The following is a 15111-nucleotide window of genomic DNA, read 5'->3' on the forward strand; positions in this document are numbered from 1 at the left end:
CATGAAAAAAATGATGACATTCTTGAAAAAAGCGAAAGTGAAGGCTTTTACACTTGTGGAGATGTTGGTGGTCTTGCTCATCATCAGCGTGCTTCTCTTGCTCTTTGTACCTAATCTGACCAAGCAAAAAGAAGCAGTCAACGACAAAGGAAAAGCTGCTGTTGTTAAGGTGGTGGAAAGCCAGGCAGAGCTTTATAGCTTAGATAAAAATGAAGATGCTAGCCTAAGCAAGTTACAAGCAGATGGGAGAATCACAGAAGAACAGGCTAAAGCTTATAAAGAATACCATGCTAAACAAAATACCAGTCAAACCGTTGCAGATTAAGGCCTTTACCATGCTTGAAAGTCTCTTGGTTTTGGGTCTTGTGAGTATCCTTGCCTTGGGCTTGTCAGGTTCTGTTCAGTCCACTTTTGCGGCGGTAGAGGATCAGATTTTCTTTATGGAGTTTGAAGAACTCTATCGGGAAACCCAAAAACGCAGTGTAGCCAGTCAGCAAAAGACTAGTCTGAACTTAGATGGGCAGACAATCACTAACGGCAGTCAAAAGTTGACAGTTCCCAAAGGGATTCAGGCACCATCAGGCCAAAGTATTACATTTGATCGAGCTGGGGGCAATTCGTCCCTGGCTAAGGTTGAATTTCATACCAGTAAAGGAGCGATTCGTTAGCAATTATATCTAGGAAATGGAAAAATTAAACGCATTAAGGAAACAAAAAATTAGGGCAGTGATTTTACTGGAAGCAGTGGTTGCTTTAGCTATCTTTGCTAGTATTGCGACCCTACTTTTGGGACAAATTCAAAAAAATAGGCAAGAAGAAGCAAAAATCTTGCAAAAGGAAGAAGTCTTGAGGGTAGCTAAGATGGCCTTGCAGACAGGTCAAAATCAGGTAAACATAAACGGAGTTGAGATTCAGATGTTTTCTAGTGAAAAAGGATTGGAGGTTTATCATGGCTCAGAACAGTTGTTGGCTATCAAAGAGCCATAAGGTCAAGGCTTTTACCTTGTTAGAATCCCTTATTGCTCTCGTTGTTATCAGTGGAAGCTTACTCCTCTTTCAAGCCATGAGTCAGCTCCTCATTTCAGAAGTTCGCTACCAGCAGCAAAGCGAGCAAAAGGAGTGGCTCCTGTTTGTGGACCAGTTGGAGGCAGAATTAGATCGTTCGCAGTTTGAAAAAGTGGAAGGCAATCGTCTCTATATGAAGCAGGATGGCAAGGATATTTCTATAGGTAAGTCTAAATCAGATGATTTTCGGAAAACCGATGCCAGTGGACGAGGTTATCAGCCTATGGTTTATGGCCTCAAATTTGCGCAGATTACAGAGGACAATCAATTGGTTCGCTTTCGTTTTCAATTCCAAAAAGGCTTAGAAAGGGAGTTCATATATCGTGTGGAAAAAGAAAAAAGTTAAGGCGGGTGTTCTCATCTATGCAGTCACTATGGCAGCCATCTTTAGTCTTTTGTTACAATTTTACTTGAACCGACAAGTCGCCCACTATCAAGACTATGCTTTAAATAAAGAAAAGTTAATCGCTTTTGCTATGGCTAAGCGAAGCAAAGATAAGGTTGAGCAAGAAAGTGGGGAACAGGCCTTTAATCTGGGTCAGGTGAGTTATCAAAATAAGAAAACAAGCTTGGTGACGACGGTTCGTACGCCTAAGAGTCAATATGAGTTTCTGTTTCCTTCAGTCAAAATCAAAGAAGAGAAAACAGATAAAAAGGAAAAGGTAGCGACTGATTCAAGCGAAAAAGCGGAGAAGAAAAAATCAGAAGAGAAGTCTGAAAAGAAAGAGAATTCCTAGCCAATCAAGCTACTTTGTGCTAAACTAAAAATATGAAACATGATTTTAACCACGAAGCAGAAACTTTCGATTCGCCTAAAAATATCTTCCTTGCAAACTTGGTTTGTCAAGCAGTCGAGAAACAGATTGATCTTCTATCAGACAAAGAAATTTTGGATTTTGGTGGAGGGACGGGGCTATTAGCCTTGCCTCTGGCAAAACAAGCCAAATCTGTAATATTGGTAGATATTTCTGAGAAAATGCTGGAGCAAGCTCGTTTGAAAGCGGAGCAGCAAGAAATCAAGAATATCCAGTTTTTGGAGCAAGATTTACTGAAAAAAACCTTAGAGCAAGAGTTTGATCTCATTGTTGTTTGTCGTGTTCTTCATCATATGCCTGATTTGGATGCGGCTCTCTCACTGTTTCATCAACAGTTGAAGGAAGATGGACAACTCCTCGTTGCTGATTTTACCAAGACAGAGGCTAACCATCATGGATTTGATTTAGCTGAACTGGAAAAACAGCTAATTGAGCATGGTTTTTCATCTGTGCATAGTCAGATCCTCTATAGCGCTGAAGACCTGTTTCAAGGAAATTACTCAGAACTCTTTTTAACAGTAGCCCAAAAATCACTCGCTTAATCAGGGAGTGATTTTTCTATAAGGATGGAAAAAAGAAGGGAAATTTGATAAGATAGGAATATGGATTTTGAAAAAATTGAACAAGCTTATACGTATTTACTAGAGAATGTCCAAGTCATCCAAAGTGATTTGGCGACCAACTTTTATGACGCCCTGGTGGAGCAAAACAGCATCTATTTGGATGGTGAGACTGAGTTAGAGCAGGTCAAGGAAAACAATCAGGCCCTTAAACGCTTAGCGCTTCGCAAAGAAGAATGGCTCAAAACCTACCAGTTTCTCTTGATGAAGGCTGGGCAGACAGAGCCCCTACAGGCCAATCACCAGTTTACACCAGATGCCATTGCTTTACTTTTGGTGTTTATTGTGGAAGAGTTGTTTAAAGAGAAGGAGATTACGATCCTCGAAATGGGTTCTGGGATGGGAATTTTGGGCGCTACTTTCTTGACCTCGCTTGATAAAAAGGTGGATTACTTGGGAATGGAAGTGGATGATTTGCTGATTGATTTGGCGGCTAGTATGGCAGATGTAATTGGTTTGCAGGCTGGTTTTGTCCAAGGAGATGCCGTTCGTCCACAAATGCTCAAAGAAAGCGATGTGGTCATCAGCGACTTGCCTGTCGGCTATTATCCTGATGACGCCGTTGCGTCGCGCCATCAAGTTGCTTCTAGTCAAGAACATACTTACGCCCATCACTTGCTCATGGAACAAGGACTTAAGTATCTCAAGTCAGACGGATATGCTATTTTTCTAGCTCCGAGTGATTTGTTGACCAGTCCTCAAAGTGACTTGTTGAAAGGTTGGTTGAAAGAGGAGGCAAGTCTGACTGCCATGATTAGTTTGCCTGAAAATCTCTTTGCCAGTGCTAAACAATCCAAGACGATTTTTATCTTACAGAAGAAAAGTGAAACAGCAGTAGATCCTTTTGTTTATCCACTTGCTAGCTTGCAAGATGCAAGTGTTTTAATGAAATTTAAAGAAAATTTTCAAAAATGGACTCAAGGTACTGAAATATAAAATAGATTTTGTTATAATAGATGAAAACGCTTAAAAGAGGAGTCTTGTTATGACAAAAACAATTGCAATCAATGCGGGAAGTTCAAGTTTGAAATGGCAATTATACTTAATGCCAGAAGAAAAAGTATTGGCGAAAGGTTTGATTGAACGTATCGGTTTGAAAGATTCAATTTCAACTGTAAAATTTGATGGTCGTTCTGAACAACAAATTTTGGATATTGAAAATCATACACAAGCCGTTAAAATCTTATTGGATGACTTGATTCGTTTCGATATTATCAAGGCTTATGATGAGATTACAGGTGTTGGACACCGTGTTGTTGCCGGTGGAGAATATTTCAAAGAATCAACAGTTGTTGAAGGGGATGTTTTAGAAAAAGTTGAAGAGTTGAGTTTGTTGGCTCCTCTCCACAATCCAGCTAATGCAGCAGGTGTTCGCGCCTTCAAGGAATTGTTGCCAGACATTACCAGTGTAGTTGTTTTTGATACTTCATTCCACACAACTATGCCAGAGAAAGCTTATCGCTATCCTCTACCAACAAAATATTACACAGAAAACAAGGTTCGTAAATATGGTGCCCACGGTACAAGTCACCAGTTTGTAGCAGGAGAAGCAGCAAAACTCTTGGGCCGTCCATTAGAAGACTTAAAATTGATTACTTGCCACATCGGTAATGGTGCTTCTATTACAGCTGTTAAGGGTGGTCAATCTGTCGATACTTCAATGGGCTTCACTCCACTTGGTGGTGTGATGATGGGAACTCGTACAGGGGATATTGACCCAGCTATCATTCCTTACTTAATGCAATATACAGAGGACTTTAACACGCCTGAAGATATTAGTCGAGTCCTTAATCGTGAATCAGGCCTTATGGGTGTTTCAGGCAAATCTAGTGATATGCGAGATGTGATTGCTGCTATGGAAGAAGGGGATCACGATGCCACTTTAGCCTATGAAATGTATGTTGATCGCATTCAAAAACATATCGGTCAATACCTTGCGGTCCTAAATGGAGCAGATGCTATTATCTTTACTGCAGGTATCGGTGAAAATGCTGCAAACGTACGTGAAGATGTTATCTCAGGTATCTCTTGGTTTGGCTGTGATGTTGATCCAGAAAAGAACGTCTTTGGCGTGACAGGAGACATCTCAACAGAGGCAGCGAAGATCCGTGTATTGGTTATTCCAACTGATGAAGAATTAGTCATTGCCCGTGACGTTGAACGCTTAAAAAAATAACTAAAATCAGAAAAAATATTCCGTACAAGGAGTTGGGAAAGAGATTTTTCCAGCTTCTTTTTATGGTGAAATTGTCCAAAACCTTGCTATGATTGGCTTTTTTGAAAAATATGGTATAATAGTAGTAATTTAATAGATGGAGTTGAGTTTTGAAGAAAAACTTTCGTGTAAAAAGAGAGAAAGATTTTAAGGCGATTTTCAAGGAGGGGACAAGTTTTGCCAATCGCAAGTTTGTTGTCTACCAACTAGAAAATCAGAAAAACCATTTTCGAGTAGGTCTATCAGTTAGCAAAAAACTTGGGAATGCCGTCACTAGAAATCAAATTAAGCGACGAATTCGGCATATTATCCAGAATGCAAAAGGGAGTCTGGTAGAAGATGTCGACTTTGTTGTCATTGCTCGAAAAGGAGTCGAAACCTTGGGATACGCAGAGATGGAGAAAAATCTACTCCACGTATTAAAATTATCAAAGATTTACCAGGAAGGAAATGGGAGTGAAAAAGAAACTACAGTTGACTAGTTTGCTAGGACTGTCCCTATTGATCATGACAGCCTGTGCAACAAATGGGACAACTAGCGATATTACAGCCGATTCGGCTGATTTTTGGAGTAAATTTGTTTACTTCTTTGCGGAAATCATTCGCTTTTTATCGTTTGATATCAGTATCGGAGTGGGGATTATCCTCTTTACGGTCTTGATTCGTACAGTTCTCTTGCCAGTCTTCCAAGTGCAAATGGTAGCTTCTAGAAAAATGCAAGAAGCTCAACCACGCATTAAGGCGCTTCGAGAACAATATCCAGGTCGAGATATGGAAAGTAGAACCAAATTAGAGCAGGAAATGCGTAAAGTCTTTAAAGAAATGGGTGTCAGACATTCAGATTCTCTTTGGCCGATTTTGATTCAGATGCCGGTTATCTTGGCCTTGTTCCAAGCTCTATCAAGAGTTGACTTTTTAAAGACAGGTCATTTCTTATGGATTAACCTTGGTGGTGTGGATACAACCCTTGTTCTTCCGATTTTAGCAGCAGTATTTACCTTTTTAAGTACTTGGTTGTCCAACAAAGCCTTGTCTGAGCGTAATGGAGCTACGACTGCGATGATGTATGGGATTCCAGTCTTAATCTTTATCTTTGGGGTTTATGCTCCGAGCGGAGTCGCTCTCTACTGGGCAGTGTCCAATGCTTATCAAGTCTTGCAAACCTATTTCTTGAACAATCCATTCAAGATTATTGCAGAGCGCGAGGCCGTAGTTCAGGCACAGAAAGATTTGGAAAATAGAAAAAGAAAAGCCAAGAAAAAGGCTCAGAAAACGAAATAATAAGGAGGAATCTGGTAATGGTAGTATTTACAGGTTCAACTGTTGAAGAAGCAATCCAGAAAGGATTGAAAGAATTAGATATTCCAAGAATGAAGGCTCATATCAAAGTCATTTCTCGTGAGAAAAAAGGATTTCTTGGTTTATTTGGTAAAAAACCAGCCCAAGTGGATATCGATGCTATTAGTGAAACGACAGTTGTAAAAGCAAACCAACAAGCTGTAAAGGGAGTTCCAAAGCAAATTAATGATTTGAATGAGCCTGTTAAAACAGTCAGTGAAGCAACGGTTGATTTGGGTCATGTTGTAGAGGCAATTAAAAAGATTGAAGAGGGAGGCCAAGGTATTTCTGATGAAGTCAAGGCTGAAATCTTAAAACATGAAAGACATGCCAGCACTATCTTGGAAGAAACTGGTCACATTGAGATTTTAAATGAATTACAACTTGAAGAAACTGCTCTCGAAGGAGAAGTAGAAACGCCTATTATTGAAAGCCAAACTGAGCAAACTGAAAGTCAAGAACTAGAAGAATTGGGCTTGAAGGTTGAACCGAGCTTCGATATTGAACAAGTAGCTACGGAAGTAACGACTTATGTTCAAACAATTATTGATGACATGGATGTTGAAGCCACACTTTCAAATGATTATAACCGTCGTAGCATCAATTTACAAATTGATACAAATGAGCCAGGGCGTATTATCGGTTATCATGGTAAAGTCTTGAAGGCCTTGCAACTGTTGGCTCAAAATTATCTTTACAACCGCTATTCAAGAACCTTCTACATTACAATCAATGTCAATGATTATGTCGAACACCGTGCAGAAGTCTTGCAGACCTATGCGCAAAAATTGGCGACTCGTGTTTTAGAAGAAGGACGCAGTCATCAGACAGATCCAATGTCGAATAGCGAACGCAAGATTATCCATCGTATTATTTCACGTATGGATGGTGTGACCAGTTACTCTGAAGGTGACGAGCCCAATCGCTATGTCGTTGTAGATACAGAATAAGTAAAATCAGGGTCCTCCTGATTTTTTGCTAGTTAGAAGAGGTTAAGCGTATGTTTAATAAGATAAGAGACTATCTAGACTTTGCAGGTTTGCAGTACCGTAATCCAGATAAAGCTGGGGAAGAACGAGAGAAAATGCTGGAATTCCGTCATAAAGGCCAAGAGGCTCGAAAGGCTTTTACAGAACTGACTAAAGCATTTCAAACCAGTCATCCAGAATGGCAACTCCAACAGACTAGCCAGTGGATGAACCAAGCGCAGCGCTTGCGACCACACTTCTGGGCTTATATACAGCGTGAGGGGAAAGTGACAGAACCTATGTTGGCTCTTCGTTTGTATGGGACATCTACTGACTTTGGAATTTCCTTAGAGGTCAGTTTCATCGAGCGTAAGAAAGATGAGCGAACTCTAGGCAAGCAGGCCAAAGTTTTAAAAGTTCCAACCGTTGAAGGTGTTTATTATCTAGTCTACTCTGATGGTCAAAGTCAACGGTGGGAGGCGAACGAAGAAAATCGTCAAATTTTAAGAAATAAACTATCCAATCAGGAAGTCCGAAAAGTGTTAGTTAAGGCAGATGTTTCTTTTATTGAAAATCAATCATTAGAAAATATTTTAGAAAAATTAGAAGAAGCTTATGAACGCTTACTTCCCTACTATCAGGCGACTAGAGGGTAGAAATCACGAGACTTATCTAGAGTCGAATTGATTTATTGCTATTCTATGTATTTTTTCATATAATAGTAAAATAGAATGTGTGATCCAATAATCACCTTAAATAGAAAGGAAATTCTATGTCAAATCTATCTGTTAATGCAATTCGTTTCCTAGGTATTGACGCCATTAATAAAGCCAACTCAGGTCACCCAGGTGTGGTTATGGGAGCGGCTCCAATGGCTTATAGCCTCTTTACAAAACAACTTCGTATCAATCCAGCTCAACCAAACTGGATTAACCGCGACCGCTTTATTCTTTCAGCAGGACATGGTTCAATGCTCCTTTATGCCCTTCTACACCTTTCTGGTTTTGAAGATGTTAGTATGGATGAGATCAAGAGCTTCCGCCAATGGGGTTCAAAAACACCAGGTCATCCAGAATTTGGCCATACAGCGGGGATTGATGCTACAACAGGTCCTCTAGGTCAAGGGATTTCAACTGCCACTGGTTTTGCCCAGGCAGAACGTTTCTTGGCTGCTAAATATAACCGCGAAGGCTACAATATCTTTGACCACTATACTTATGTTATCTGTGGAGACGGAGACTTGATGGAAGGTGTCTCAAGTGAGGCGGCTTCATACGCAGGCTTGCAAAAACTAGACAAATTGGTTGTTCTTTATGATTCAAATGACATCAACTTGGATGGTGAGACAAAGGATTCCTTTACAGAAAGTGTTCGTGACCGTTACAATGCTTACGGTTGGCATACAGCCTTGGTTGAAGATGGAACAGACTTGGAAGCAATCCATGCTGCTATTGAAGCGGCTAAAGCTTCAGGCAAACCATCTTTGATTGAAGTGAAGACTGTTATTGGATACGGTTCTCCAAATAAACAAGGAACTAATGCGGTACACGGTGCTCCTCTTGGAGCAGATGAAACTGTAGCAACTCGTCAAGCGCTTGGTTGGGACTACGAACCATTTGAAATCCCAGAACGAGTATATGCTGATTTCAAAGAACATGTTGCAGACCGTGGCGCATCAGCTTATGAAGCTTGGACAAAATTAGTTGCTGATTATAAAGAAGCTCATCCAGAACTTGCAGCAGAAGTAGAAGCCATCATCGACGGACGTGATCCAGTTGAAGTGACTCCAGCAGACTTCCCAGCATTAGAAAATGGCTTCTCTCAAGCAACTCGTAACTCGAGTCAGGATGCCTTAAACGTTGTAGCGGCTAAGTTGCCAACTTTCTTGGGTGGATCAGCTGACCTAGCTCATTCAAACATGACTTACATTAAAACAGATGGACTTCAAGACGATGCCAATCGCTTGAACCGTAACATTCAGTTTGGTGTTCGTGAATTTGCCATGGGAACTATCTTGAACGGGATGGCCCTTCATGGTGGACTTCGTGTATACGGTGGAACTTTCTTCGTCTTCTCTGACTATGTGAAGGCAGCTGTCCGCTTGTCAGCCTTGCAAGGTCTTCCTGTGACTTATGTCTTTACCCACGATTCAATCGCAGTTGGTGAAGACGGTCCGACTCACGAACCAGTTGAGCACTTGGCTGGTCTTCGTGCTATGCCAAATCTAAATGTTTTCCGTCCAGCAGATGCGCGTGAAACTCAAGCAGCTTGGTACCTTGCAGTGACAAGTAAGAAAACGCCAACTGCCCTTGTCTTAACACGTCAGAACTTGACTGTTGAAGAGGGAACAGACTTCGACAAGGTTGCAAAAGGTGCCTATGTCGTCTATGAAAATGCAGCAGATTTTGATACCATCTTGATTGCGACAGGTTCAGAGGTTAATCTAGCTGTCTCAGCTGCCAAAGAATTGGCTAGTCAAGGCGAAAAAGTCCGCGTAGTCAGCATGCCATCCACAGATGTCTTTGATAAACAAGATGCAGCTTACAAGGAAGAAATCCTGCCAAATGCAGTTCGCCGTCGTGTTGCAGTCGAAATGGGTGCAACTCAAAACTGGTACAAATATGTTGGACTAGATGGTGCAGTTCTTGGTATTGATACCTTTGGAGCCTCTGCTCCAGCACCAAAAGTATTGGCAGAATATGGCTTTACTGTTGAAAATCTTGTAAAAGTCGTTCAAAACTTGAAATAATCCTAAAAATCAGGGCGCAAGCTCTGGTTTTTCTTACTAGAAAAGCAAGGTACAACCTTGTAAAAGTAGCTGAAATTTGATATAGTAGTCCTATGTAAAATACAAAGGAGAAAACAATGAATCCAAATTATACATTTTTAATCATGCTTGTGGCGATGTTGGGCTTGATGTTCTTTATGCAACGCTCTCAAAAGAAACAAGCACAAAAACGTATGGAAAGTTTAAACAAACTACAAAAAGGCTATGAAGTTATTACAATCGGGGGCCTTTACGGAACAGTCGATGAAGTAGATACTGAGAAGAGAACGATTGTTCTTGATGTAGATGGAGTTTACTTGACTTTCGAACTAGCTGCTATTAAGACAGTATTACCGCTGAAAGAAACAGCTTCACTAGAAGGCGCAATTGAAAAATAAGACGGGATTACTAACTCCCGTTTTTCTATAAAAGAAAGGAAATGGGATGAAAAAACTAGCCTTTGTCTGTCTGGGGAATATTTGCCGTAGTCCTATGGCTGAGTTTGTTATGAAATCAATGACAGATAATTATGAAATCCAAAGTCGAGCGACTTCTTCTTGGGAACATGGCAATCCGATTCATAAGGGAACTCAAGGGATTTTTCAACAGTATGAGATTCCTTATGAAAAAGGCAAAACATCGCTTCAGATTAGCAAGGAAGATTTTGAAGCCTTTGATTATATTATCGGAATGGACGCTTCAAATGTTTCTGACTTACGTCAGATGTGTCCAGTAGACTGTCAAGATAAGATTTACTCATTTGCATCTGAAAGCGTTCCAGATCCTTGGTATACAGGAGATTTTGAGGAAACCTATCAGCGTGTTCAAGAGGGTTGTCGAGCTTGGTTAGAACGTTTAGAAAAGGAGAGTGAAGGTGGAAAATCTTAAGAATTTTTACGAAAAGTATCGTGTCTATCTGACTCGTCCACTTTTAGAGACTCTAGCAGTAGTTGCCATTGTCTTTTGTGCTGTGCTCGTCTTTTTTCTAAATATTCCCGGAAAAGGTGTTCTAAAGCTTGATAATGGAACTATTGTTTACGACGGCAGTCTTGTCCGTGGTAAAATGAATGGCCAAGGAACCATTACCTTCCAAAATGGGGACCAATATACAGGTGGTTTCAACAATGGAGCCTTCAACGGAAAAGGTACCTTTCAATCTAAAGAAGGCTGGACCTACGAAGGTGATTTTGTAAATGGTCAGGCTGAAGGAAAAGGAAAACTAACAACAGAACAAGAAGTTGTTTATGAAGGGACTTTTAAACAAGGCGTTTTTCAACAAAAATAAAGCCTCCTTATCAAAGGAGGTATTATTAGAATAGCTAAGTAAGCGCTTACCCGAAAATCCTTTTCTTTCCAAGCCCCTCTTCCAAGTAAGTTTGTGAAATAAAAAATATTTGAAATTAATTTCACAAACTCTAAAGAAAAAACTTGGTAAGTAAAGAAAATGAGAAACATTTCACAAACAATAAAAAATTCTTTGTGAAATGTTTATGAAACTGTTTACAAAGTTGAAATAATGCGTTATAATAAACTTGTGAAAAAATTAACAAAGGATATCAATCCTTGAAAGCTATGGAGGAAAATATGGCTGATAAAAAAACTGTGACACCAGAGGAAAAGAAACTCGCTGCTGAAAAGCATGTCGATGGATTGGTGCAAAAAGCTTTAGTTGCTCTTGAGGAAATGCGTAAACTCGACCAAGAACAGGTCGACTACATCGTAGCTAAAGCGTCAGTGGCAGCTTTGGATGCCCACGGAGAATTGGCTCTACATGCCTATGAAGAAACAGGACGTGGTGTATTTGAAGACAAAGCAACTAAGAACTTGTTTGCTTGTGAACACGTGGTAAACAATATGCGTCACACTAAAACAGTTGGCGTTATCGAAGAAGACGATGTAACAGGATTGACTCTCATCGCTGAACCGGTTGGTGTTGTCTGTGGTATTACTCCTACAACAAACCCAACATCAACAGCAATCTTTAAGGCATTGATTTCATTGAAGACTCGTAATCCTATTGTCTTTGCCTTCCACCCATCAGCTCAAGAATCATCAGCTCACGCAGCTCAAATTGTTCGTGATGCTGCGATTAAAGCAGGAGCTCCTGAAAACTGTGTACAGTGGATCACTGAACCATCTATGGAAGCAACTAGTGCCCTTATGAACCACGAAGGTATTGCAACAATCCTTGCAACAGGTGGTAATGCCATGGTTAAAGCGGCGTACTCTTGTGGTAAACCAGCTCTTGGGGTAGGTGCCGGGAACGTTCCAGCTTATGTTGAAAAATCAGCTAACATTCGCCAAGCTGCACACGATATCGTCATGTCTAAATCATTTGATAATGGTATGGTCTGTGCCTCAGAGCAAGCGGTTATCATTGATAAAGAAATTTACGATGAATTTGTAGCAGAGTTCAAATCTTATCACACTTACTTTGTAAACAAAAAAGAAAAAGCACTTCTTGAAGAATTCTGCTTCGGCGTGAAAGCAAACAGCAAAAACTGTGCTGGTGCAAAATTGAACGCTGACATCGTTGGTAAACCAGCAACTTGGATTGCAGAGCAAGCAGGATTTACAGTTCCAGAAGGAACAAACATTCTTGCTGCAGAATGTAAAGAAGTTGGTGAAAATGAGCCATTGACTCGTGAAAAATTGTCACCAGTTATCGCAGTTTTGAAATCTGAAAGCCGTGAAGATGGTATTTCCAAAGCTCGTCAAATGGTTGAATTTAACGGTCTTGGTCACTCAGCAGCTATCCACACAGCTGACGAAGAATTGACTAAAGAATTTGGTAAAGCTGTTAAAGCTATTCGTGTTATCTGTAACTCACCTTCTACTTTCGGTGGTATCGGGGACGTTTACAATGCCTTCTTGCCATCATTGACACTCGGATGTGGTTCTTACGGACGCAACTCAGTTGGGGATAACGTTAGTGCCATTAACCTTTTGAATATCAAAAAAGTCGGAAGACGGAGAAATAACATGCAATGGATGAAACTTCCTTCAAAAACATACTTTGAACGTGATTCAATTCAATACCTTCAAAAATGTCGTGACGTTGAACGTGTCATGATCGTTACTGACCATGCCATGGTAGAGCTTGGTTTCCTTGATCGTATCATCGAACAACTTGATCTTCGTCGCAATAAGGTTGTTTACCAAATCTTTGCTGATGTAGAACCAGATCCAGATATCACTACAGTTGAACGTGGTACTGAAATCATGCGTGCCTTCAAACCAGATACAATCATCGCTCTTGGTGGTGGATCTCCAATGGATGCTGCTAAAGTAATGTGGCTCTTCTATGAACAACCAGAAGTGGACTTCCGTGACCTTGTTCAAAAATTCATGGATATCCGTAAACGTGCCTTCAAGTTCCCATTGCTTGGTAAGAAGACTAAATTCATCGCGATTCCAACTACATCTGGTACAGGATCTGAAGTAACACCATTTGCCGTTATCTCTGATAAAGCAAACAACCGTAAATACCCAATCGCTGACTACTCATTGACACCAACTGTGGCAATCGTAGACCCTGCCTTGGTATTGACAGTTCCTGGATTTGTAGCTGCTGATACTGGTATGGACGTATTGACCCACGCGACTGAAGCTTACGTATCACAAATGGCTAGCGACTACACTGACGGTCTTGCACTTCAAGCCATCAAGCTTGTATTCGAAAACCTTGAAAGCTCAGTTAAGAATGCAGACTTCCATTCACGTGAGAAAATGCATAACGCTTCAACAATCGCTGGTATGGCCTTTGCCAATGCCTTCCTAGGTATTTCTCACTCAATGGCCCATAAGATTGGTGCGCAATTCCACACAATCCACGGTCGTACTAATGCTATCTTGCTTCCATACGTCATCCGCTACAACGGTACACGTCCAGCTAAGACAGCAACATGGCCTAAGTACAACTACTACCGTGCAGATGAAAAATACCAAGATATCGCTCGTATGCTTGGGCTTCCAGCTTCTACTCCAGAAGAAGGTGTGGAATCTTACGCAAAAGCTGTCTATGAACTTGGTGAGCGCGTAGGTATCCAAATGAACTTCAAAGCACAAGGTATCGACGAAAAAGAATGGAAAGAACATTCACGTGAATTAGCCTTTCTTGCTTACGAAGACCAATGTTCACCAGCTAACCCACGCCTTCCAATGGTTGACCATATGCAAGAAATCATCGAAGATTCTTACTATGGCTACAAAGAAAGACCAGGACGCCGTAAATAATTGTTATCAGCCTAGAGGCAGGAGGAATCCTGTCTCTTTTTTGTAATTCTTTTTGGAAAATGGTATAATAATCGCATATATTTGTTTGAAAATCAAAGCTTTGATAATCGTGCGAGGGAGAAATCTAAGAGATGAATGATCTAGGGGAAAAGGTAAGACTTCTTAGAGAAGAGAAAGGACTTAGTCGCCCTGTTTTTTGTGGAGATGAGTCAGAACTGTCAGTCCGTCAGTTAGTGCGCATTGAAAAAGGAGAATTTCGTCCTACGATAAAAACACTAGAATATATAGCGAATAGGTTAGGCATTCCATCTTATGTCTTGATGCCAGACTATAAGGAATTACCGAAACGTTACCAAGAATTAAAATACTTTCTTCTTCATCATCCTGACTATGGAGACAAGGAGTTGCAGGAGCAGAAGGAAGAATATTTTGATGAGATTTTTGAATGTTTTTATGATGATTTGCCACGTGATGAGAAAGTGCTAGTGGATTGTCTTCAAGCTATAGATGCAGTGAGAGCAACTGGTAATTCTTTGTATGGTACCAGTTTGCTTGAAAATGGTCTGCATAACTTACTATCCAGAGATGTATATAAAGCGGAGGAACTATTAAGACTGAGGTTGTATTTTGCATGTAACTTAATGGATGGTTTGAAAGCGGGTGAAATAAAAGAATCTGAGCATGAAACCATTCTTTATTTTCATGATAAACTAAGTTCTCAGGTTGATAAGATGGAGTTCGATTGTTTGGACTTACTTAGAGACTCCTTGTTAGCTTCTTTAACTTGTATAGAGATTATGGGGTTGCTTCATTATTTTAAGAGGGCAGTCGAGACCTTAAATAAAATAGGGCAAAAAACACGAGATTTTCAAAAACAACCGATTGTCTTGATGCTTGAGTGGAAATATTATATTCAGACGGATTATGAAACAGCCAAACAAAAGTATGAAGAAGCAAAAATGATGGCAAGGATGTTTGGCAATGAGAAGTTATTAGTTAGTTTAGATAAGGAATGGGCTGAGGACCTAGAAAAGTATTGTTAAATTGTTTATAGGAGTGACATTTCTGTCATTGGAGAAATGTCGCT

Annotated in this window: 18 protein-coding genes; all 18 read left to right on the forward strand. The window is 40.4% G+C overall.

Going from position 1 to position 15111, the window contains the following annotated elements; all coding sequences use genetic code 11:
* The first annotated feature begins 1 nt into the window (after nt 1).
* The 18 genes from comGC (at nt 2) to M594_RS00985 (ending at nt 15067) form a co-directional block, all read left to right on the forward strand.
* Nucleotides 2-325: a comG operon protein ComGC gene (gene comGC / locus M594_RS00900; protein ID WP_000738641.1), complete on the forward strand. Its 324-nt coding sequence runs from the start codon at nt 2-4 to the stop codon at nt 323-325.
* On the forward strand, nt 288-668 hold the full coding sequence (gene comGD, locus M594_RS00905) for a competence type IV pilus minor pilin ComGD (RefSeq protein WP_173875727.1): 381 nt from the start codon (nt 288-290) through the stop codon (nt 666-668). Before comGC ends, comGD begins: the two co-directional genes overlap by 38 nt.
* 16 nt (nt 669-684) lie before the next feature.
* Nucleotides 685-987: a competence type IV pilus minor pilin ComGE gene (gene comGE, locus M594_RS00910; protein ID WP_153209718.1), complete on the forward strand. Its 303-nt coding sequence runs from the start codon at nt 685-687 to the stop codon at nt 985-987.
* Nucleotides 950-1411, forward strand: coding sequence for a competence type IV pilus minor pilin ComGF (gene comGF / locus M594_RS00915; RefSeq protein ID WP_173875728.1), 462 nt, complete (start codon nt 950-952; stop codon nt 1409-1411). The genes comGE and comGF overlap by 38 nt, the downstream gene beginning before the upstream one ends.
* On the forward strand, nt 1389-1802 hold the full coding sequence (gene comGG / locus M594_RS00920; protein ID WP_173875729.1) for a competence type IV pilus minor pilin ComGG: 414 nt from the start codon (nt 1389-1391) through the stop codon (nt 1800-1802). Before comGF ends, comGG begins: the two co-directional genes overlap by 23 nt.
* Before the next feature lie 32 nt (nt 1803-1834).
* Entirely contained in the window at nt 1835-2422 is a 588-nt protein-coding gene (locus M594_RS00925) for a class I SAM-dependent methyltransferase (protein WP_173875730.1), read from the forward strand.
* A gap of 60 nt (nt 2423-2482) precedes the next feature.
* Complete coding sequence (locus M594_RS00930) at nt 2483-3436, forward strand: class I SAM-dependent methyltransferase (protein WP_173875731.1); 954 nt, start codon at nt 2483-2485, stop codon at nt 3434-3436.
* 49 nt (nt 3437-3485) lie between these two features.
* Nucleotides 3486-4676, forward strand: a complete 1191-nt coding sequence (locus M594_RS00935; protein ID WP_084886490.1) for an acetate kinase — start codon at nt 3486-3488, stop codon at nt 4674-4676.
* Between the two features lie 149 nt (nt 4677-4825).
* A complete protein-coding gene (rnpA, locus tag M594_RS00940) occupies nt 4826-5197 on the forward strand; it encodes a ribonuclease P protein component (protein ID WP_000739245.1) in 372 nt (123 codons plus the stop codon).
* Nucleotides 5172-5996 carry a membrane protein insertase YidC gene (locus tag M594_RS00945; RefSeq protein WP_217423022.1) on the forward strand — a complete coding sequence of 275 codons (825 nt, stop codon included), beginning with the start codon at nt 5172-5174 and terminating at the stop codon, nt 5994-5996. The genes rnpA and M594_RS00945 overlap by 26 nt, the downstream gene beginning before the upstream one ends.
* Nucleotides 5997-6013: 17 nt before the next feature.
* On the forward strand, nt 6014-7003 hold the full coding sequence (gene jag, locus M594_RS00950) for an RNA-binding cell elongation regulator Jag/EloR (RefSeq protein ID WP_173875732.1): 990 nt from the start codon (nt 6014-6016) through the stop codon (nt 7001-7003).
* A gap of 50 nt (nt 7004-7053) precedes the next feature.
* Nucleotides 7054-7677, forward strand: a complete 624-nt coding sequence (locus M594_RS00955) for a ribonuclease P (protein WP_173875733.1) — start codon at nt 7054-7056, stop codon at nt 7675-7677.
* A 116-nt stretch (nt 7678-7793) separates the two neighbouring features.
* Nucleotides 7794-9770, forward strand: a complete 1977-nt coding sequence (tkt, locus tag M594_RS00960; protein WP_173875734.1) for a transketolase — start codon at nt 7794-7796, stop codon at nt 9768-9770.
* A 116-nt stretch (nt 9771-9886) separates the two neighbouring features.
* The gene (gene yajC, locus M594_RS00965) at nt 9887-10186 is read left to right on the forward strand and encodes a preprotein translocase subunit YajC (protein ID WP_001069289.1); all 300 of its coding nucleotides are present in this window, start codon (nt 9887-9889) and stop codon (nt 10184-10186) included.
* A 46-nt stretch (nt 10187-10232) separates the two neighbouring features.
* Nucleotides 10233-10676 carry a low molecular weight protein-tyrosine-phosphatase gene (locus tag M594_RS00970; protein ID WP_173875735.1) on the forward strand — a complete coding sequence of 148 codons (444 nt, stop codon included), beginning with the start codon at nt 10233-10235 and terminating at the stop codon, nt 10674-10676.
* On the forward strand, nt 10663-11073 hold the full coding sequence (locus tag M594_RS00975) for an MORN repeat-containing protein (RefSeq protein ID WP_173875736.1): 411 nt from the start codon (nt 10663-10665) through the stop codon (nt 11071-11073). The genes M594_RS00970 and M594_RS00975 overlap by 14 nt, the downstream gene beginning before the upstream one ends.
* Nucleotides 11074-11372: 299 nt before the next feature.
* The gene (adhE, locus tag M594_RS00980; RefSeq protein WP_173875737.1) at nt 11373-14024 is read left to right on the forward strand and encodes a bifunctional acetaldehyde-CoA/alcohol dehydrogenase; all 2652 of its coding nucleotides are present in this window, start codon (nt 11373-11375) and stop codon (nt 14022-14024) included.
* Between the two features lie 131 nt (nt 14025-14155).
* On the forward strand, nt 14156-15067 hold the full coding sequence (locus tag M594_RS00985; protein ID WP_173875738.1) for a helix-turn-helix domain-containing protein: 912 nt from the start codon (nt 14156-14158) through the stop codon (nt 15065-15067).
* Nucleotides 15068-15111: the final 44 nt, after the last annotated feature.

The organism is Streptococcus mitis, assembly GCF_013305725.1.
GTDB classification, from domain to species: Bacteria; Bacillota; Bacilli; order Lactobacillales; family Streptococcaceae; genus Streptococcus; species Streptococcus mitis_BO.

Excerpts from the sequence above, each read along its gene's own strand:
- comGC (WP_000738641.1), top strand. The coding sequence starts at position 2 with ATGAAAAAAATGATGACATTCTTGAAAAAAGCGAAAGTGAAGGCTTTT.
- comGD (WP_173875727.1), top strand. The coding sequence starts at position 288 with ATGCTAAACAAAATACCAGTCAAACCGTTGCAGATTAAGGCCTTTACC.
- comGE (WP_153209718.1), top strand. The coding sequence starts at position 685 with ATGGAAAAATTAAACGCATTAAGGAAACAAAAAATTAGGGCAGTGATT.
- comGF (WP_173875728.1), top strand. The coding sequence starts at position 950 with ATGGCTCAGAACAGTTGTTGGCTATCAAAGAGCCATAAGGTCAAGGCT.
- M594_RS00925 (WP_173875730.1), top strand. The coding sequence starts at position 1,835 with ATGAAACATGATTTTAACCACGAAGCAGAAACTTTCGATTCGCCTAAA.
- M594_RS00930 (WP_173875731.1), top strand. The coding sequence starts at position 2,483 with ATGGATTTTGAAAAAATTGAACAAGCTTATACGTATTTACTAGAGAAT.
- M594_RS00935 (WP_084886490.1), top strand. The coding sequence starts at position 3,486 with ATGACAAAAACAATTGCAATCAATGCGGGAAGTTCAAGTTTGAAATGG.
- jag (WP_173875732.1), top strand. The coding sequence starts at position 6,014 with ATGGTAGTATTTACAGGTTCAACTGTTGAAGAAGCAATCCAGAAAGGA.
- M594_RS00955 (WP_173875733.1), top strand. The coding sequence starts at position 7,054 with ATGTTTAATAAGATAAGAGACTATCTAGACTTTGCAGGTTTGCAGTAC.
- tkt (WP_173875734.1), top strand. The coding sequence starts at position 7,794 with ATGTCAAATCTATCTGTTAATGCAATTCGTTTCCTAGGTATTGACGCC.
- yajC (WP_001069289.1), top strand. The coding sequence starts at position 9,887 with ATGAATCCAAATTATACATTTTTAATCATGCTTGTGGCGATGTTGGGC.
- M594_RS00970 (WP_173875735.1), top strand. The coding sequence starts at position 10,233 with ATGAAAAAACTAGCCTTTGTCTGTCTGGGGAATATTTGCCGTAGTCCT.
- adhE (WP_173875737.1), top strand. The coding sequence starts at position 11,373 with ATGGCTGATAAAAAAACTGTGACACCAGAGGAAAAGAAACTCGCTGCT.
- M594_RS00985 (WP_173875738.1), top strand. The coding sequence starts at position 14,156 with ATGAATGATCTAGGGGAAAAGGTAAGACTTCTTAGAGAAGAGAAAGGA.